We start from the raw sequence: 19278 nt of genomic DNA on the forward strand, positions 1-19278 counted from the left end.
GCCAGGCCGAGTTTGTCATGTTTCTCAGTCACGCGATTGCGATCTTCGATCGCCAATCCGCGCTGGTGACCCTGTCGGACGGCTGCTACTGCCCTATCATCTTGCGAACAAGAGAGAGGAGACATTTCATGAGACATCATGCTTTCGGACGGACGCCCTTTATCGTGACCGATGTCGGTTTCGGCGCCTGGCAGATCGGCGGCGCATGGGGTGATGTCAGCGAGGCCGATGGCCGCGCGGCGCTGAATGCCGCTCTCGATGCCGGCATGACCTTCATCGATACCGCCGACGTCTATGGCGATGGCCGCTCGGAAAAGATCATCGCTGACGTCCTGAAGGCACGTGGCGGCGAGCGCCCGATGGTGGCAACAAAGGCCGGCCGCCGGCTGAACCCGCATGTGGCCGACGGCTATACCAAGGCCAATCTGGAAGGCTTCATCGATCGCAGCCTGAAGAATCTCGGCGTCGAGAGCCTTGACCTGGTGCAGCTTCACTGCCCGCCGACCGAAGTTCTCTATCGACCCGAAGTTTTCGCCGGTCTCGACGATCTGCAGAAGGCCGGAAAAATTAAGGGATATGGCGTCAGCGTCGCACTGGTCGAGGAGGCGCTGAAGGCGATCGAATATCCGGGCGTACTCAGCATCCAGATTATCTACAACATCTTCCGCCAGCGTCCCGACCACCTGTTCTTCAAGGAGGCAAAACGCAGGAACGTGGCCGTCATCGCCCGCGTTCCCCTCGCCTCCGGCCTGCTCTCCGGCAAGATCACCCGTGACACGCAGTTTGCCAGCGACGACCACCGCAGCTTCAACCGTCATGGCGAGGCGTTCGATGTCGGCGAGACCTTTGCCGGCGTTCCCTTTGAAGTCGGCCTCCAGGCGGTTGAAGAAGTGCGCAAGCTGGTTCCGGCCGGCGCGAGCATGGCAGCCTTCGCCCTGCGCTGGATTCTCATGAACGAAGCCGTCACCGTCGTCATTCCCGGCGCCCGCAATGCCGAACAGGCAAAGGCCAACGCAACTGCAGCCGATCTCGCGCCGCTTTCGGCCGACGTCATGGCGGCGACGCGCGAAATCTACGAGCGGTTGATCGCGCCGCACGTCCATCATCGCTGGTAACAGCCCTGCGTGAAATGGGTAGCCGGAATGCCCTTCCGGCTACTTTGGGAGTCTTTTGACAAGCGCAGCGGCGACATCAGTATACAGTTGCCTAAGCCGGAAGATATTGAGGAAAACGGCCCGAACCGAGCCTAGAGGAGAAATGTCATGAAAGTAGCGCTAGTAACGGGTGCCTCGCGCGGTCTTGGCGCGGTGATCGCCTTGCAGCTTGCTGAGGCAGGCTGGGCCGTCGCCGTCAATTATGCGAGCGACACACAGGGCGCCGAAAAGGTTGTCGAGACCATCAGGCAGCGCGGCGGGCAGGCATTTGCCACCCGGTTCAGCGTGATCGACAAGGACCAGCTTGTGGACGGGCTGGAAAAGATCAGGGCATCGCTCGGACCTGTCGACCTCATCGTCAACAATGCGACCGGCCCTCAGCCGGAAATGCCGTTGATGGAGCAATCCTGGCGGACTTACCTCGACCAACTCGAATTCTTCGTCAAGGCGCCGCTGGAGCTGCTTCAGGCGGTGCTGCCGGACTGGCGGGCACGCAAATCCGGCCGCGTCATCAACATCGGTTCTGAGATCGCGGAACTCGGCAATCCGAATTTCGGCAATTATGCCTCCGCCAAAGGAGCCATGCTATCGATGACGCGCTCCTGGGCGAGAGAGCTGGCCCCGGAAGGAATCACGGTCAATCTCGTTGCGCCCGGCTGGATCCCGGTCGAGCGTCATGCCGGCGCTTCGCAAGAAGCAAGGGACGGCTATCTCGCACACACGCCGCTGGCCCATTTCGGCAGGCCCGAAGATATTGCCGATGCCGTCGTCTTTCTCGCCTCGAGCAAGGCAGACTTCATCACCGGCCAGAAGCTCGCGGTCAATGGCGGCCGCACATTGCTCTAACATCACCAGGCGGTGAAAACGGGTCGATGGTGTAGCCGGGCGAGCAGAGCGAGCGACCGCCGTTTATTTCGTGTTTCCTGACACTGCCATGCGCGGGTCGGCTCATCATGTTGTAAGCGAATTGCTCTGCTCGCCGGAGTCACCTGTCTTTCACATGCTGGGGCCAGGACACGGCATCAGGCGCCTTGAGCCGACGCGAACCGCTGCGCAACTCGCGCTACGCGCTCGCCGTAAGCACGAGCAGTTTCCAGGTCGCCGATCGACATTTCACTCGGGGCTGCGTCGGCATCGCATTGCGCCATTGGCGCAATGTATGATCCCATCCTGTTTGCATCATCGCGCTTCGAAGCCTTCACGTTCGCCGGCTTCACCCCCAAACTGACCCAAAGACCTCCGTGCTGCCCCGCCAGAAGAACGAAGTATTCGAGCGTATTGAGCTTGTCGCCGTTCAAACTGGCGCTGTTGGTGAAGCCTCCGAAAACCTTGTCCTGCCATTTGCTGGTGAACCAAGCCTTCGAGGACGTGTCGGCGAACTTCTTAAACTGCCAGCTCGGGCCGCCCATGTAAGTTGGCGATCCGAAGATGATGGCGTCGGCGGCGTCCAATGCGACCCATCCGTCATCGGAAAGGTTGCCATCCGCATCGATGGCGCAAAGTAACGCGCCCGCCCCCTCCGCTATGGCTTCCGCCATCCGCTGGGTGTGGCCGTAGCCGGAATGATAGACGACGACTGTGTTTGCCGTGCGATTTGACATGATGGTTTTGGCCTCCTTCTGGCCATTGCTTTGCGCTGTCCGGAAGCGAGGTCGCTCCGACTGGCGTCTTCTTCTTGGTGGATTGATGACAGGGGGTGGACGACACCCGACGCCCTGGCGTGGGGACCTTTTCCGGCCAGCTATGCGCAGGCCTTCATCTGGATGGCACTGTTGCCAGATATTCAGACTTGGCCGCTGACACCCGCCAGTGCCAGCAGCAACAGGAACACGAAAGGTGGCGGAAGCTCTCGATAATTCCGGATACGGAGAATGGCCGCGATCGCGGCGAGCATGATGCAGGCGCCCAACGCAACCCCGATATATCGGGTGCCGGCTGTGACCAAAAGTACCGCGGTTACGAGCTCAAAGGCAGCCGTGACCCAGCACCACCAGAAAGGAAATCGAAGTCCCACGAAGCCCGCGCGGATCTTCGGATGTCCACTCGCGTTGACGACAGCGCCAACGAGAAACGCCCCGGCGGCCAGCCATACGAGGATGGTATCGAGTGACGTTGTGCCTGTGAAAAGTTTCATAGGAAGACTCATTGATATTCTCTTCGCTGATGCCCCTGACGCATGAAGCATAATAGCGATATTATTTAATATAGCGACGCTAGTTTGTCAATCGACGTTCCTTTTGATAGTTTCGCAGCAGGAAAATCGCGCCACGCAGATTGAGGACACAGGGGTGGGTATCAGCGAACGCAAGACTCGAGAACGAGGCGAACGCGAACGCAGGATCGTCGTCGCTGCGAGGACGATCGCGGAACGCGACGGCTGGGCTTCCGTCACGATCCGGCGTCTCGCCGAGGAGATAGAATACAGCCAGCCGGTTCTCTATTCGCATTTTGAAAATCGCGATCAGATCGTCGGAGCGGTCGCACTCGAAGGCTTCGGCGAATTGGCTGCGATGCTCCGCGCCGCGATTCGGCCATCGTCCACGTCAAAGGAGCGAGTGGAAGACGTCGCAGCCGCCTATCTTGATTTCGCTTTCGATCGCCCTGCGATGTACGAGGCGATGTTCGTCCTGCCGACTGGTCTCCGCTTCGCCAGATCCGACACGCCAGCCCAACTTCGTGATGCTTTCGGAGCCATGGCGGCGGTGATTGTGCCGTTCCGCGAGGATGCGGATACCGCTACCGAAACTTTCTGGGCGGCACTTCACGGTCTGGCGGAGCTTGAACGTCACGGCAGGATAAGACCCGCTTTTCGGGCTCAACGTATCACGCTCATTACGCAGATGGTGTCGGGTCAACCCTGAGAGCGGGTCTTGCGATTAACCTGATCTCGCATGAGTGACCTGGAAACGCGGGATAAGGCGAAAGGGCATAAGCCTCGGAGTGGCTGCCTCGGGCCGAAAGCAGCCACGGTGGCATTTGCTGCATGAGGCCATAAAAAAGGGCCCGCAAAAGCGGGCCCCAATCTTGTCCACCCACAAGGCAAAAGCCTCGCGGCGGGTGAAAACGAATTAGCTGTTGACCGAGTCCTTCAGGCCCTTGCCGGGCGTGAACTTCGGTACGTTACGAGCAGGAATATCGACCTCAGCGCCGGTGGACGGGTTACGGCCCTTCGTGGCTGCACGGTGGGAAACGGTGAAGCTGCCGAAACCAGCGAGGCGAATGTCGCCGCCATTCTTCAGTTCAGCCTGGACAGTATCGAAAACAGCGTCAACAGCGGAAGCAGCGTCAGCCTTCGTGATACCGGCCTTCTCGGCCACTGCGGACACGAGCTCATTCTTGTTCATGTTTCCACCCCTTTCTTTGGTATGAAACGACTTATCAATAAGCGGGGCGCAAATAGAATGCTCTTACCCGCCGCAACCCCAAAAGCCCTGCAAATCAAGGAAAAGCAAGCGCCGCCATGCGCTTTTCACAAAAAAAGACCGGCAAAATTGCCGGTCTTTTCGCCTTTTGGATCAATTCGACAGAATTGAGGCGAAGAGCCTCAATGAGCGATGGTCGAACCGACTTCGTCAACGCCTTCAACTGTAGCAATTACAGGCGTTTCCACGGTGCCATCCCACTCGATCGGCTCGGGCCGGCGAACAAGCGCGTGCTTGATCACCTCACCCATGCGCGACACGGGGATGATTTCCATGCTGTTCTTCACGTTGTCCGGAATCTCCGCCAGATCCTTGGCGTTTTCTTCCGGGATCAGCACCTTCTTGATCCCGCCGCGCAGTGCTGCCAGCAGCTTTTCCTTCAGGCCGCCGATCGGCAGCACGCGGCCGCGCAGCGTGATTTCACCCGTCATGGCCACATCCTTGGAAACCGGGATGCCGGTCATGATCGAGACGATCGCGGTTGCCATGGCAACACCAGCCGACGGACCATCCTTGGGTGTCGCGCCTTCCGGCAAATGCACGTGGATGTCGCTCTTGTCGAAGCGCGGCGGTTCGATGCCGAAATCGACGGCGCGCGAACGAACGTAAGATGCCGCCGCCGAAATCGATTCCTTCATGACTTCCTTCAGGTTGCCGGTGACCGTCATGCGGCCCTTGCCCGGCATCATCACGCCTTCGATCGTCAGCAGCTCGCCGCCGACCTCCGTCCAGGCGAGACCGGTCACGACACCGACCTGATCCTCGCGCTCGGCTTCGCCATGGCGGAAGCGCGGAACGCCCAGATATTCGTCGATATTCGCAGCGGTGATCGCAACGGACTTGGTCTTGCCCTTGATGATCTCGGTGACCGCCTTGCGGGCGAGCTTCATCAATTCGCGCTCGAAGTTACGCACACCGGCTTCGCGGGTGTACTGCTGGCTGATCGCCATCAGGGCGTCGTCGCTGACCGAGAATTCATTCGGCTGCAGCGCATGTTCCTTGATAGCCTTCGGCAGCAGGTGCCGCTTGGCGATTTCGCGCTTCTCGTCTTCGGTATAGCCGGCGATACGAATGATCTCCATGCGGTCCATCAGGGGCGCCGGGATATTCAGCGTGTTCGCCGTCGTGATGAACATCACGTCCGACAGGTCATATTCGACTTCCAGGTAGTGATCCATGAAGGTCGAGTTCTGCGCCGGGTCCAGCACTTCCAGCAGGGCCGAAGACGGATCGCCGCGATAATCCTGGCCAAGCTTGTCGATTTCGTCGAGCAGGAAGAGCGGGTTGGACTTCTTGGCCTTCTTCATCGACTGGATGACCTTACCGGGCATCGAGCCGATATAGGTGCGACGATGACCGCGGATCTCGGCTTCGTCGCGAACGCCGCCAAGCGCCATACGGACGTACTCGCGGCCGGTCGCCTTGGCGATCGACTGGGCAAGCGAGGTCTTGCCGACGCCCGGAGGGCCTACGAGGCACAGGATCGGGCCTTTGATCTTCGTCGCGCGAGCCTGGACGGCCAGATATTCGACGATACGCTCCTTGACCTTCTCCAGGCCGAAATGATCCGCTTCGAGGATCTTCTCGGCATTGTTCAGATCGGCCTTGATCTTCGACTTCTTGTGCCAGGGGATACCCAGCAGCCAGTCGAGATAATTGCGCACGACGGTGGCTTCCGCCGACATCGGGCTCATCTGACGCAGCTTCTTCAGCTCCGCATCGGCCTTTTCCTTGGCTTCCTTGGAAAGCTTGGTCTTGGAGATGCGCTCTTCCAGTTCGGCCATCTCGTCGCGGCCTTCCTCGCCGTCGCCGAGCTCCTTCTGGATCGCCTTCATCTGCTCGTTCAGGTAATATTCGCGCTGCGTCTTCTCCATCTGGCGCTTGACGCGCGAGCGGATGCGCTTTTCCACCTGCAGAACCGAAATCTCGCCTTCCATGAAGCCGAGCGCCTTTTCAAGGCGAGCCTTGACGCTGGTGGTTTCCAGCATTTCCTGCTTTTCGGTGATCTTGATCGACAGATGCGAGGCGACAGTGTCGGCCAGCTTCGAATAATCGTCGATCTGGCTGGCGGCGCCAACCACTTCCGGCGAGATCTTCTTGTTGAGCTTCACGTAGCTTTCGAATTCCGAAACGACGGAGCGGCTCAGCGCTTCCAGCTCGACCTGGTCTTCCTCCGGTTCGTGCAGGACATGGCCGAGGGCTTCATAGAAGTCTTCACGGCCGGTATATTCGTCGATCTCCGCGCGCGCACGGCCTTCGACAAGCACCTTCACGGTGCCGTCTGGCAGTTTCAGCAGCTGCAGAACGTTGGCAACGGTACCGACCTTGTGGATGGCGTCCGGCGCGGGATCATCATCGCTGGCATTGATCTGGGTGACCAGCATGATCTGCTTGTCCGAACCCATGACCTCTTCGAGCGCCCGAATGGATTTCTCCCGTCCGACGAACAAAGGCACGATCATGTGGGGGAAAACCACGATGTCGCGCAACGGCAAAACCGGATAGGCAATGCTCTCGTGTGCCGCAGACGTTTTCTTACTCATCTTATTTCCTTTCCGTCGTCCCGTTCCCGGGCTCTCTGCCGGCTGGGAGGGATTAGCCGGCTCTCTCACTTGGTAAACAAGTGGAGCTTCACATTACCTATTTCAAGTCATGCAGGACGCGCCGCCGTCAGATGGCAGCCCCGCTTATTCACGAGGAGGAACGCAACAACAAACACCGAAGCCCGGCAACGCAAACAAACGCCGGCGAAGCGGAATCCGAAGAAAAACACCGGGCTCATGCCCAACTCGCCAGATGCTCCAGAATCATTCCATGATGGCTGCAGCAGGAGCTCTTCACAACCGGTTTCGACCGCGTTCCCATAAGCTTATCCAAGACTTTATCAGCAAACTGCAGGATTTTTCAAACAGAAAGGGGCCCGTCGACGACGAGCCCCTGATTCGTGATCGCTAATGCAGGCGTCAGGCCGTTGCGTTGGCCTTTTCTTCCTGCCGATCGGCATAGATGTAGAGCGGGCGGGCAGAGCCACGGACCACTTCCTCGGAAATGACCACTTCGCGCACGCCTTCCAGCGCCGGCAGCTCGAACATGGTGTCGAGCAGGATCTTCTCCATGATGGAGCGCAGGCCGCGAGCGCCCGTCTTGCGGACGATCGCCCTGCGGGCGATCTCACGCAGCGCATCCTCGTGGAATGTCAGCTCGACGTCTTCCATCTCGAACAGGCGCTGGTACTGCTTGACGAGCGCGTTCTTCGGCTCCGACAGGATCTGGATCAGTGCATCCTCGTCCAGGTCTTCGAGCGTCGCCAGCACCGGCAGACGGCCGATGAATTCCGGGATCAGGCCGAACTTCACCAGATCTTCCGGCTCCAGCTCGCGCAGCACTTCGCCGACACGACGATCATCCGGCGCTTTGACCGTGGCGCCGAAGCCGATCGAGGTCTTCTCGCCGCGGGCGGAGATGATCTTGTCGAGGCCCGCGAAAGCGCCGCCGCAGATGAAGAGAATGTTGGTCGTGTCCACCTGCAGGAATTCCTGCTGCGGATGCTTGCGGCCGCCCTGCGGGGGAACCGAAGCCACCGTGCCTTCCATGATCTTCAGGAGCGCCTGCTGCACGCCCTCGCCCGAGACGTCGCGCGTGATCGACGGATTGTCCGACTTGCGGGAAATCTTGTCGACCTCGTCGATGTAAACGATGCCGCGCTGTGCGCGCTCGACGTTGTAGTCGGCAGCCTGCAGCAGCTTGAGGATGATGTTTTCGACGTCTTCGCCGACGTAACCTGCTTCGGTCAGCGTCGTCGCATCGGCCATGGTGAAGGGAACGTCGATGATGCGCGCGAGCGTCTGAGCAAGATAGGTCTTGCCGCAGCCGGTCGGGCCGACGAGCATGATGTTCGACTTCGCCAGCTCGACGTCACCATTCTTCGATGCGTGTGCGAGACGCTTGTAATGGTTATGAACGGCAACGGAGAGGATCTTCTTCGCCTGCCGCTGGCCGATGACGTATTCGTCGAGAACCTTGATGATGTCCTGCGGAGTCGGAACGCCGTCACGGGACTTGACCATCGAGGATTTGTTTTCCTCGCGGATGATGTCCATGCATAGCTCGACGCACTCGTCGCAGATGAAGACGGTCGGTCCGGCAATCAGCTTCCGGACTTCATGCTGGCTCTTACCGCAGAACGAACAATAAAGCGTGTTCTTGGAGTCGCCGCCGTTGCTGCCGCTGACTTTGCTCATATCACTTTCCTTCCAGCACGCCGCCAATTTCCAGATTGGAACGCGGTCCACTCAATGCGCCCGCCGGACCTGCCCCTCGTTTGCAGATCGCGGCGCCCTTCAGGGTACTGAACGCAGACCAGTCAACGACCGGAACTGCGTGGCAACGATCCCCCTTCGAATGCCGAATGCCATGTCACAAAAACGCTACATAGCATGAATCTTACTATTACCGCGTTCCGCTCCACATTAAACCCCTATTCGATCACAAATGGGATAGAACTGTGGCGTGGAAGTCACCGCCTCGTGGATAAATCACAAGGCGCTTTCACCTTCTATTTCGGTACGCGACGTCAGCACCTTGTCGATAAGACCCCATTCCTTGGCCTCGTCGGAGGACATGAAATGGTCACGATCGAGCGTCTGTTCAACCTCTTCGTAGGTCCGACCGCAATGCTTGACATAAACTTCGTTCAGGCGGCGCTTCATCTTGATGATGTCGCGCGCGTGGCGCTCGATATCCGAAGCCTGGCCCTGGAAACCGCCCGAGGGCTGGTGAACCATGATGCGCGAATTCGGCGTTGCGAAACGCATGTCCTTGTCGCCGGCCGCAAGCAGCAGCGAGCCCATGGACGCGGCCTGGCCGATGCAGAGCGTCGAAACGGCCGGCTTGATGAATTGCATCGTGTCGTAGATCGCCATGCCGGCGGTCACGACACCACCCGGCGAATTGATGTAAAGCGCGATTTCCTTCTTCGGGTTTTCGGCCTCGAGAAAGAGAAGCTGGGCGCACACCAACGTCGCCATGTGGTCCTCAACCGGCCCGGTCAGGAAAATGATGCGTTCCTTCAGCAGTCGGGAATAGATGTCGTAAGACCGTTCCCCACGGTTGGTCTGCTCAACAACCATCGGCACCAGAGCCATAGCTGTATCGACTGGATTTCTCATGTGCGTCCTTTATCAAACTTGCCCCGGCGACGGAAACGCCGGGAATCGGAGTAAAAATCCTTTACTCCTACATAGAGTGTCCCTGCCCTTCACTTCAAGACGCGCAAAAGCATATCGTCAAAAAGCAGTAACGCCTGCGGAGACGTTGACAAGGCATTTCTAAACACCCTGCCCGGAATGCCAAGACGCCATGGCGCCGCGCCATCGGCTGCCCACTGCATTTCCCGGCCGCAAGGTGAAGGAAGCATGAAAGCCCATGGCGATCCGACGGAGATCGGAGACACAAGCAAAATTTACCAACTCATTTAATGAACTTACCATCTTATTCAGCAAGGATGGGCCAATCGCGAGAATCGTTGCACATCTGCGCCAACGGTCCGAAAGCAGCGGAGAAACACCCATCGTGCTGAACATGACCACGGGTCTGACCATCTGGTGCTCGGAAGCCATCACCCTGGCGACCGTACTGCTTTTCGCCTGGAGGCACGATCGCAAATCCCCCGCCTATCTGATCTGGGCCATCGGGTTTACCGTCAGCGCAGCCGGATTCGCGCTGGTGGCGGCTCGCGGCGTCGTTCCCGACATCTGGTCGATCCAGATCGGCAATGCGGTGGCGCTGCTCGGCGAAAGCGCATGGATCGCCGGGTTCCGGTTGATGGACAGGCGCAAACTGGAATGGTCCGCACTCCTGCCGCCCGTCATCTGGGTGATCGGTGTCAGCCTGCCCTGGGTCGGCGGCAATTTCGCCAATCGCGTCATTGTCTACGATCTTGCCGGTGCCGTCGGCGCGACCTTGCTCGCCTTTGCCGTCCATCCGGCCGATGGCCGTCGCGAGCCGGCGCGCGGGCAGCTCGGCATCGTCTTCGTGGGGCTCGCCTGCTTCTGTTTCGGCTCGGCTCTCTGGATGGTGCTTGTCTCCCCCTCGCTGGAAGAGGCCATGATCTATCGCGGCTACATGGCGCTCGGCTACGGGCTGCTCATCATCGTCGCCATCGTTCTGAACGGCAAGTTGTTGATGGAGCGCGCCGAGCGTCGCTGGCGGGCGATTTCCATCACCGACGCGCTGACGGGAGTTCTGAACCGGCGCGGGCTTCAGGAAAGCTATGAGATCCTTGCCCGAGAAGGACAGCAACGGCCCCAGAAACTCGCCGCGCTGTTGTTCGACCTCGACCACTTCAAGAAGATCAACGATCGCCACGGCCATCAGACGGGCGATGCCGTTCTGACCGAATTTGCCCGCATCGCCCGGCAGTTCGTGCCGCGCGGCGGTGCGTTCGGCCGAATGGGCGGAGAGGAATTCGTCGCCTTCGTTCCCATAGATGATCAATCCCAGGCGGAAGCGTTGGCGGAAACCATCCGCGCCGATTTCTGCCGTGTGCCGCTGCTTGCGGGGCGCACGCTGGTGCCGGCAACCGTCAGCATCGGCGTTTCAATCATGCCGCGCGACGGCGTCAGCTGGGATCGCCTGGTCTCGTTTGCGGATCGCGCGCTCTATGCCGCAAAGCGTGCCGGCCGCAACTGCACCATCGTCTTCAATGAAATGGAAACTGCGAAGGAGGCGGAAGCAGCGCCAGGCGTGGACGACGGCGAGCTTGTGCCGACGCTCGACGATCAGATCCATGCGCTGAGGCGCATGGGCACGATCGCAAGAATGTGACCGGCCTATCCGGAGCGGTTCATCCGATGGGCTTTTGGAGCATTTCCAGGAAAGTACTCAGCGGTTTTCCGTCCGGAACGCGAAAATGCCCAGGCGTGACCACATCGCGCCACCATCCGGCAAAACAACTATCCTCAAACACAAAAGGCGCGCTTCGAAAGCGCGCCTTCGCAAATTATGCGGCAATCTTCGTTCGTATCAGCCGTAGCGACCGGTGATGTAGTCTTCCGTGCGTTTGACCTTCGGCGCCTGGAAGATCTGCTCGGTCGCGCCATATTCGATCAGCTCACCAAGATACATAAAGGCGGTGCTGTCGGAAATACGGCTTGCCTGCTGCATGTTATGCGTGACGATAACGATCGTGAAATCGCCCTTCAGCTGCGACACAAGTTCTTCGACCTTGGCGGTCGAGATCGGGTCGAGAGCCGAGGTCGGCTCGTCGAGCAGCAGGACTTCGGGGCGAATGGCAATGGCGCGAGCAATACAGAGGCGCTGCTGCTGGCCGCCGGAAAGGCCAAGGCCGCTCTGGTGCAGCTTGTCCTTTACTTCGCTCCACAGTGCCGTTTCCGTGAGCGCCGCTTCGACGCGGACGTCCATCTCCGCCTTGGAAATCTTCTCATAGAGGCGGATGCCGAAAGCGACGTTTTCATAGATCGACATCGGGAATGGCGTGGGCTTCTGGAACACCATGCCGATCTTGGCGCGCAAATCGTTCAGATCGACGTCCTTGGTGAGAATATTGCGGCCGTCCAGCAGGATCTCGCCCGCAACCGTCTGGCCCGGATAGAGATCATACATCCGGTTGAAAGTGCGCAGCAGCGTGGACTTGCCGCAACCCGACGGGCCGATGAAGGCGGTGACCGCATTTTTGCGGATGTTCATATTCACACTCTTCAGAACGCGATGGCCGTTCTGATAGGTGAAATCGAGATTCTTCACCTCAAGTTTCGCGAGCGTACCGAGATCCGACTGGGAAACGGCGTCTTTCCCCGGCTGTGCGTTGACGCTCTGGAAATTGTTGTCGCTCATGTTCATGGTCTCATTCCTATCGTTCGGCGGCTGCGTCACTGGTGGCGGCGCCCACTCAAGATACGGGCAAGGATGTTGAGGGCAAGGATGGCAACGGTGATGATCAGCGCGCCGGCCCAGGCCAGTTGTTTGAGATCCTCGCCTGCATCGGCGGCGAGCGTGTTGATGGCAACCGGCAGCGTGGCGATTGGACCGGTCAGGCCTGCATTCATGAATTTGCTATAACCGGCCGTGAAGAGAAGTGGCGCGGTTTCGCCGCTGATACGGGCGATGGCCAACAGGATGCCGGTGAGGATGCCCGTCCAGGCGGAGCGGTAAATCACCATCATCATGGACTTCCAGCGCGGCGCGCCGAGTGCCGCGGTCGCCTCGCGAAGCGCATTTGGCACCAGCAACAGCATATCCTGCGTCGTGCGGTTGACGACCGGAAGAGCGATCAGCGCCAGCGCGAGGATGCCGGCGATAGCGGAATTGCCGTGCATGGGCACGACCACGGCGCCGTAGACGAACACGCCGACGATGATCGAGGGTGCGGACAGCAAGATGTCGTTGATGAACTTGGCAGCTTCGGCAAGCTTGGTGCCGTTGGCATATTCCACCAGATAGGTGGCTGCGAGAATGCCGATCGGAGCGGCAATCACAATGGCGAGGCCGGTTACCAGCACGGTGCCGTAGATCGCGTTGATCAAGCCACCGCGCGAGCCCTGGGCCGGGATCGACATAGTGAACACGTCGAGGCTAAGCGCCGTTACACCGCGATAAAGCAGGGTCACAAGGATCACGCTGAGAAAGAATATGCCAAGGATGGCCGCCAGGAAGGACAAGGCCATCATCACCCGGTTCTTCACATAGCGCCTCGATACGAGATTCTGACGAATTGCATTTTCCATGGTTTTTTCCTCAGAGCGCCTCGCCGCGGCCGATCATCCACCTCGCCACTGCAAGCACGCAGAAGGAAAGGACGAACAGGAGCAAGCCCAGCGCGATCAGGCTCGACAATTGCAGACCGTCGGCGTCGCCGAAGTTGTTCGCGATCTGGGCGGAAATGGTGGTGGACGGCGAGATGATCGACGATTGCAGACGGCTCACCGAACCAACGACGAAGGTAACGGCCATGGTTTCGCCAAGCGCACGGCCGAGGCCGAGCATGATACCGCCGACGAGGCCGCGACGTGTATAGGGGATCAGGATGTGACGAGCCACTTCCCATGTCGTCATGCCCATGCCGTAAGCGGATTCACGCAACATCGGCGGCACGGTGCTGAACACGTCGCGGGAGATCGCGGTGATGAACGGCAGGATCATGACTGCGAGCACGAGGCTTGCCGTCAACAGGCCGACGCCCGGCGCCGGCGGCTGGAACAGCAGGCCGATCAACGGCACCTGGCCGACCGTCATGATGAGGAAAGGCAGAATATAGGTCTGCATCAGCGGCACGAGAATGAAGAGACCGACGATGCCGTAGATGATGGAGGGAACGCCAGCCAGAAGCTCGATAGCCGTGCTGATCGGACGGCGCAGGCTGCCGGGGCAAAGTTCCGTGAGAAAGATGGCGATGCCGATGCCCAAGGGAATGGCAATCAGCATGGCGATGAGTGAACTCACCAGCGTACCGACCACGGCAGGCACGGCGCCATAGATATCGACCGGAGCGCTCCACTTGGTGCCCCAGAGGAACGAAAACCCAAAGGTCTCGAAGGTCGGCAAGGCATCGATGACAAGAACCACGAGGATTGCCAGCAGCAGCAGCACGACGAGAATAGCCGAGCCAAGCGTCATCAAATAGAAAATCCGATCCTGTATCCGGAATTTTCTGGTCGCGGCGGAGGTATTCACAGCCTGGAGGCCAGCCATCTGAGTTGCGTCAGCCATCGATTTCCCCTTGTCCTGTCACGAAAGGCGGACAGGGCAATACCCTGTCCGCCGCAACTCTTTCATTCAGCACAAATTACTTCGTGCCAAAGTCCTTCTTCCAGGACTTCTCGACAACCTCGGCAACATTTTCCGGGATCGCGAGATACGACAGGGCGGTCGCGTCCTTCTGACCGTGCTCGTAGGACCACTTGAAGAACTTCAGCGCTTCTTCGTTCTTAGCAGCATCGGCCGGCTTCTTGTAGAGCAGAACCCAGGTCGAGGCTGCAATCGGCCAGCTCTTTTCGCCCGGCTGATTGGTGATGATCAGGTTGAAGTTCTTGGCATTGGCCCAATCGGCGTTGGAAGCAGCAGCCTTGAACGTCTCCAGGCTCGGCTCGATAACCTTGCCGGCGGCGTTCTTCATCTTCGCGAAACCGATGTGGTTGGCGACGACGTATGAATATTCAACGTAGGAGATCGAACCAGCCGTCTGGTTGACAGTGGTGGAAACGCCTTCGGAACCCTTGGCACCGAAGCCGACCGGCCATTCAACTGCCGTGTTCGAACCAACCTTTTCCTTCCACTCCGGCGAAACCTTCGCCAGGTAATCGGTGAAGTTGAAGGTCGTGCCCGAGCTGTCGGCGCGATAAACAACGGAGATCGGCGTGGAAGGCAGCTTCACGTCGGCGTTAAGCGCCTTGATGGCAGCATCGTCCCACTTGGTGATCTTGCCGAGGAAGATGTCGGCCAGCGTCTTGCCGTCGAGAACGAGTTCGCCCGGCTTTACGCCTTCAATGTTATAGGAGACGACGATGCCACCGGAGATCATCGGGAACTGGGCAATGCCATTCTTCTCGAGGTCAGCGTCGCTCATCGGCTTGTCCGAAGCGCCAAATACGATGGTCTTGTCGAGAAGCTGCTTGATGCCGGCGCCCGAACCGACCGACTGGTAGTTGACGACATTGTTCGTCGCAGCCTTGTAGCCTTCGGCCCACTTGGACAGAACCGGAGCGATGAAGCTCGAGCCGGCGCCCGTGATGTCGGCAGCCGAGGCCGAAACGGACATAGCCGCGATGAAGCCTGCAGTCAGGCAAAGCGAACGAAATTTCTGATTCAACATGATTGAACTCACTTCCCAGAGTGATGAAAGGATGGCGAGCAGGAGCTGAGCACGGAGTATCCCATCGGTTAAGAACCCCACCCCAATCTCCTGGCGACAGTGATGGCTCTAATGCCGCATTGTTTCAGTTTGATGACAGTTTAATGAAGCGGCAGTGACACAACCTGTGGCAATCATCGTGGCCACTGCGGAACCACATGGAACGGGCTGCTCCGGGCGGCAGGCGAACGCGAACTTCATGTTTTGATTCAACGACGTCGTCAGAGACGGATCACATAATCCTTGCGAGTCGTTTCAATGACTTCCCAGGTCCCCTTGAAGCCCGGCTTCAAGATAAGGCGGTCGCCTGCACGCAGATGAAAGACTTCGCCGTCGTCTGCTGTCACAATGGAATAGCCGGAGAGGATATGGAAGTACTCCCATTCGTCATAGACGATCCTCCATTTGCCCGGTGTCGCTTCCCAGATACCGGCATAAAGGCCCCCATCGGCCTCGTCGAGGTTCCAGGTTTGGAAGGCTGGTGCTCCCGAAACGAGACGATCCGCTGCGGGCGCACCCGTTTCCGGTTCGACGCCGCCGATGTCCACTGCCAGATAGGTCGTCACGAATGTCTCCTTGGCTTATGTGGCTCTCCGCGAGCTCAATGACATGCGAACCCAAAAAGCACATCATCCTGACGTGCCACCCCTTATCAGGTTCCTGCCTTTCAGGGAAACGTCAGAAAACAATGCCCTAGTGCGCTTCGTTAATTTGGCTCGACCATCTCAATCGGGCCGAAATCGTAATCGCAGTTCAGAAGGAGCCAGCATGTATGAACTAGATGCCGTTATGACAGAGTGGATCAATGGCATAGCCGGAAACCCGATAGTCGACCGCCTGATGATCCTAATCTCGGCATACGGCGTTCCCTTGTTGATCGCTCTTGTCGCTGTCCAATGGTGGGTCGGAGAACGTCGACCGGAAACCCGACACGCACTCGTTGCTGCGGGCCTGACCTTCGTCGTCGGTCTCGGTATCAACCAGGTCATCCTGCTTTTTGTCAGTCGCGTTCGCCCGTATGATGCCGAAGTTACCAAGCTACTTGTAAATCGCAGCAATGACCCGTCCTTTCCCTCCGACCACGCGACGGCCGTGTTCGCAATCGCTGCCGCTTTTACGCTTCAACGCATGCCAGGGCAGAGCCTCTTCTTCCTACTCGGCGCGATCCTCGTATCCTTCTCGCGAGTCTACATCGGCACGCATTATGTCAGTGACGTTATGGGCGGGGTGCTTACCGCCGTTTTCGCGGCGATCCTGGTCAAGACGCTCTATCGTCCTGAAACCCGGCTGGATCGCTTCGTAACCGGCATCCTATAGGGTCAGATTTGAAGAGGACCCATGAGAATTGTCGAGGCCATATCTGCGAGCGCCCTGCTTTCAGGGTTTTTTCGGCGGCCCACTCAATAAAACCTAATAAAAAAGTTGTCGAAGATACCGACGTAGGTGTCAAAGGTATGTGACGAACCACATCAGACTTTCGCCAACGCCTGCTCCAGATCGGCAATGATGTCCTTGACGTCCTCGATGCCAACGGACAGACGCACCACGTCAGCGCCGGCGCCGGCAGCGACTTTCTGCTCGTCGGTCAGCTGCTTGTGCGTCGTCGATGCGGGGTGAATGACCAAGGACTTGGTGTCGCCGATATTGGCGAGATGCGAGAAAAGTTCCAGTCCCTCCACCAGCCCCTTGCCTGCTTCATAGCCACCCTTCAAACCGAAGGTGAAGACAGATCCCGCCCCTTTCGGCGAGTAGCGCTGCTGCAAGGCATGGTTCGGGTCCTCCTCCAGACCGGCATAATTGACCCAGGCTACCTTCTCCTGCCCCTTCAGCCAGCGCGCGACGGCAAGGGCATTGTCGGAGTGGCGCTGCATGCGCAACGGCAGCGTCTCGATCCCCGTGAGAATCAGAAAGGCGTTGAACGGCGAAATTGCCGGCCCCAGGTCGCGCAGGCCGAGGACGCGGCAGGCGATCGCGAAAGCGAAATTGCCGAAGGTCGCATGCAGCACGATGCCGTTATATTCCGGCCGCGGCGAGGACAGCATCGGATAATTGCCCGAGGCGGACCAATCGAACGTACCGCCGTCGACAATGATGCCGCCCATGGAATTGCCGTGGCCGCCGAGGAATTTCGTCAGCGAATGCACGACGATATCAGCACCATGCTCCAACGGCCGGATGAAATAGGGGCTTGCCATGGTGTTGTCGACGATCAGCGGCAAGCCGTGCTTATGCGCGATAGCTGCGATTGCGGCAATGTCGACGAAGGTGCCGCCCGGATTGGCCAGGCTTTCGATGAAGACGGCGCGGGTGCGCCCGTCGATCTGCGCCTCGAAGGTGGCGGGATCCGCGGGATCGGCCCAGCGCACCCGCCAGTCGAAGTTCTTGAAGGATTGACCGAACTGATTGACCGAACCGCCGTAAAGCCGTTTAGCGGCGACGAAATTGTCGCCCGGCTGCATGATGGTGTGGAAGACCAGCAACTGAGCCGCGTGGCCCGATGCAACCGCAAGCGCTGCCGTTCCGCCTTCGAGAGCCGCCACCCGCTCTTCGAGCACGGCCTGCGTCGGGTTCATGATGCGGGTATAGATATTGCCGAACTGCTGCAATCCGAACAGCGCGGCGGCGTGATCCGCATCCTGAAAAACAAAGGATGTCGTCTGATAGATCGGCGTCGCGCGGGCACCGGTCGTTGGATCCGGCTGGGCGCCTGCATGGATTGCCAGCGTGTCAAAACCAGGATTGTTCGTCGGCATGATCTTCCCTCCCACCGAAATCTATTGCGATGGGAGGATCATAGCGGCCGGGACATGAAAGTTAACCGCGAACTTTGCCGTGCTTTTCGGCTCGCGGAAAAAAACTTGCCATATTTCAGTGAGTTCGCGCGATAATCGGCCGAATGCCAGCCGTCACGCTTCGCCCCCGATCAGGCAACTAGGCGCGGATATTCGATGGCCGGGCAACGATCCATCACGACCCTGAGGCCCGCAGCCTCGGCTCTCGCCGCCGCCGCGTCGTCGCGCACGCCGAGCTGTCCCCAGATGACCGGGGGCCGGGGATCGATCATGATGGCTTCCTCGACGACGGACCGGAGATATTCGGGCGCCCGAAAAACATCGACCATATCAACGGGTTCGGGAATGTCAGAAAGATGCGCGTAGACCCATTGCCCTAGGATTTCCTTGCCGGCCTGCCCTGGATTGATGGGGATGACGCGATAGCCTCTGTTCAAAAGATAGGCCATCACGCCGTTGCTCGGGCGAGCAGGATTGGGCGAAGCGCCAACAAGCGCAATGGTCCTTACCGATAGAAGGATATCGGCGATGTAAGAATCATCATAATTGTCGTGGTTCATCACGAAGCCTCCCACTTCGATCACACTTGCGTTTTCTCGCAGATATGGAAACCGCAGCGACCATATCCACGTATATACTGTATTATAACAACTTCAGGGAGGATTGCTCCGATGAAAAAAATCGCGCTGCTGGGCCTGGCAATTGCTTCCGCCGCCACCCCGGCTCTCGCCATTTCTCGATATAATTCCATGTCCATGACCTGCGCCGAAGCGAGGGCCGTGATCAACCGCGAGCGCGCGGTCATCATGCGCTATCCGGCCAGAAGGACACCCAACATGACGCTTTATGACCGGTATGTCGCAAACGCCGACTCATGCGATGTCGGCTACTACGCCTATCAGGATTACCTTCCCACCAAGGACCGAGCCTCCTGCCCTGTCTATACATGCCGGCCGGCCACCGATCTCGATGACGACGAATTGATTTTCCGACGCTGATCGCCATGCGCTACCGCTGGTTATCGAAGACGCTCCAGCCGCCCG

The 19278-nt window shown here is 58.8% G+C and carries 19 protein-coding genes; 6 read left to right on the plus strand and 13 right to left on the minus strand.

The genetic code is table 11. The features are described from left to right. Positions 1 to 128 precede the first annotated feature (128 nt). Positions 129 to 1115 (plus strand): aldo/keto reductase, encoded by a 987-nt coding sequence (locus tag FP026_RS21390; protein WP_149636612.1) that lies wholly within the window; start codon positions 129 to 131, stop codon positions 1113 to 1115. 147 nt (positions 1116 to 1262) lie between these two features. Continuing rightward, on the plus strand, positions 1263 to 2000 hold the full coding sequence (locus tag FP026_RS21395; protein ID WP_149636613.1) for an SDR family oxidoreductase: 738 nt from the start codon (positions 1263 to 1265) through the stop codon (positions 1998 to 2000). Between the two features lie 176 nt (positions 2001 to 2176). On the opposite strand, the gene FP026_RS21400 is transcribed toward FP026_RS21395, so the two are convergent. After that, a complete protein-coding gene (locus FP026_RS21400; protein ID WP_188112649.1) occupies positions 2177 to 2755 on the minus strand; it encodes a flavodoxin family protein in 579 nt (192 codons plus the stop codon). Between the two features lie 182 nt (positions 2756 to 2937). Further along, positions 2938 to 3288 carry a DoxX family protein gene (locus tag FP026_RS21405; RefSeq protein WP_246665404.1) on the minus strand — a complete coding sequence of 117 codons (351 nt, stop codon included), beginning with the start codon at positions 3286 to 3288 and terminating at the stop codon, positions 2938 to 2940. A gap of 154 nt (positions 3289 to 3442) precedes the next feature. Between FP026_RS21405 and FP026_RS21410 the strand changes: the two genes are divergently transcribed. Next, complete coding sequence (locus FP026_RS21410) at positions 3443 to 4015, plus strand: TetR/AcrR family transcriptional regulator (RefSeq protein ID WP_149636616.1); 573 nt, start codon at positions 3443 to 3445, stop codon at positions 4013 to 4015. Between the two features lie 207 nt (positions 4016 to 4222). On the opposite strand, the gene hupB is transcribed toward FP026_RS21410, so the two are convergent. The 4 genes from hupB to clpP all read right to left on the minus strand — a co-directional run bounded on the left by hupB (position 4223) and on the right by clpP (position 9744). Continuing rightward, positions 4223 to 4498, minus strand: coding sequence for a DNA-binding protein HupB (gene hupB, locus FP026_RS21415; protein ID WP_149636617.1), 276 nt, complete (start codon positions 4496 to 4498; stop codon positions 4223 to 4225). Positions 4499 to 4698: 200 nt separating this feature from the next. Then, a complete protein-coding gene (lon, locus tag FP026_RS21420; protein WP_112344191.1) occupies positions 4699 to 7119 on the minus strand; it encodes an endopeptidase La in 2421 nt (806 codons plus the stop codon). Between the two features lie 420 nt (positions 7120 to 7539). Continuing rightward, a complete protein-coding gene (clpX, locus tag FP026_RS21425; protein WP_037153527.1) occupies positions 7540 to 8817 on the minus strand; it encodes an ATP-dependent Clp protease ATP-binding subunit ClpX in 1278 nt (425 codons plus the stop codon). 294 nt (positions 8818 to 9111) lie between these two features. Beyond that, positions 9112 to 9744 (minus strand): ATP-dependent Clp endopeptidase proteolytic subunit ClpP, encoded by a 633-nt coding sequence (gene clpP, locus FP026_RS21430; protein WP_149636618.1) that lies wholly within the window; start codon positions 9742 to 9744, stop codon positions 9112 to 9114. A 412-nt stretch (positions 9745 to 10156) separates the two neighbouring features. Here clpP and FP026_RS21435 point away from each other — a divergent pair, with 412 nt between their 5' ends. Further along, positions 10157 to 11401 (plus strand): GGDEF domain-containing protein, encoded by a 1245-nt coding sequence (locus FP026_RS21435; protein ID WP_246665423.1) that lies wholly within the window; start codon positions 10157 to 10159, stop codon positions 11399 to 11401. 198 nt (positions 11402 to 11599) lie between these two features. Here FP026_RS21435 and pstB read toward each other — a convergent pair whose 3' ends face one another. The 5 genes from pstB to FP026_RS21460 form a co-directional block, all read right to left on the minus strand. Next, on the minus strand, positions 11600 to 12436 hold the full coding sequence (gene pstB, locus FP026_RS21440; protein WP_149636620.1) for a phosphate ABC transporter ATP-binding protein PstB: 837 nt from the start codon (positions 12434 to 12436) through the stop codon (positions 11600 to 11602). Between the two features lie 29 nt (positions 12437 to 12465). Further along, the gene (gene pstA, locus FP026_RS21445; RefSeq protein ID WP_149636621.1) at positions 12466 to 13320 is read right to left on the minus strand and encodes a phosphate ABC transporter permease PstA; all 855 of its coding nucleotides are present in this window, start codon (positions 13318 to 13320) and stop codon (positions 12466 to 12468) included. A 10-nt stretch (positions 13321 to 13330) separates the two neighbouring features. Next, positions 13331 to 14302, minus strand: a complete 972-nt coding sequence (pstC, locus tag FP026_RS21450; protein WP_149636622.1) for a phosphate ABC transporter permease subunit PstC — start codon at positions 14300 to 14302, stop codon at positions 13331 to 13333. A gap of 76 nt (positions 14303 to 14378) precedes the next feature. Next, positions 14379 to 15350, minus strand: coding sequence for a phosphate ABC transporter substrate-binding protein PstS (pstS, locus tag FP026_RS21455; RefSeq protein ID WP_246665424.1), 972 nt, complete (start codon positions 15348 to 15350; stop codon positions 14379 to 14381). A gap of 314 nt (positions 15351 to 15664) precedes the next feature. Continuing rightward, positions 15665 to 16009: a cupin domain-containing protein gene (locus FP026_RS21460; protein ID WP_149636624.1), complete on the minus strand. Its 345-nt coding sequence runs from the start codon at positions 16007 to 16009 to the stop codon at positions 15665 to 15667. Between the two features lie 202 nt (positions 16010 to 16211). Here FP026_RS21460 and FP026_RS21465 point away from each other — a divergent pair, with 202 nt between their 5' ends. After that, entirely contained in the window at positions 16212 to 16760 is a 549-nt protein-coding gene (locus FP026_RS21465; RefSeq protein ID WP_149636625.1) for a phosphatase PAP2 family protein, read from the plus strand. A 152-nt stretch (positions 16761 to 16912) separates the two neighbouring features. On the opposite strand, the gene FP026_RS21470 is transcribed toward FP026_RS21465, so the two are convergent. Together FP026_RS21470 and FP026_RS21475 are read right to left on the minus strand one after the other, a co-directional pair. After that, on the minus strand, positions 16913 to 18196 hold the full coding sequence (locus tag FP026_RS21470) for an O-acetylhomoserine aminocarboxypropyltransferase (RefSeq protein WP_149636626.1): 1284 nt from the start codon (positions 18194 to 18196) through the stop codon (positions 16913 to 16915). 170 nt (positions 18197 to 18366) lie between these two features. Then, the gene (locus FP026_RS21475; protein ID WP_149636627.1) at positions 18367 to 18795 is read right to left on the minus strand and encodes a CoA-binding protein; all 429 of its coding nucleotides are present in this window, start codon (positions 18793 to 18795) and stop codon (positions 18367 to 18369) included. 111 nt (positions 18796 to 18906) lie between these two features. On the opposite strand from FP026_RS21475, the gene FP026_RS21480 reads away from it, so the two are divergent. Beyond that, positions 18907 to 19233 (plus strand): hypothetical protein, encoded by a 327-nt coding sequence (locus FP026_RS21480; protein WP_149636628.1) that lies wholly within the window; start codon positions 18907 to 18909, stop codon positions 19231 to 19233. Positions 19234 to 19278 lie beyond the last annotated feature (45 nt).

It is taken from the genome of Martinezella tropici, assembly GCF_008370325.1.
GTDB classification, from domain to species: Bacteria; Pseudomonadota; Alphaproteobacteria; order Rhizobiales; family Rhizobiaceae; genus Rhizobium; species Rhizobium tropici_B.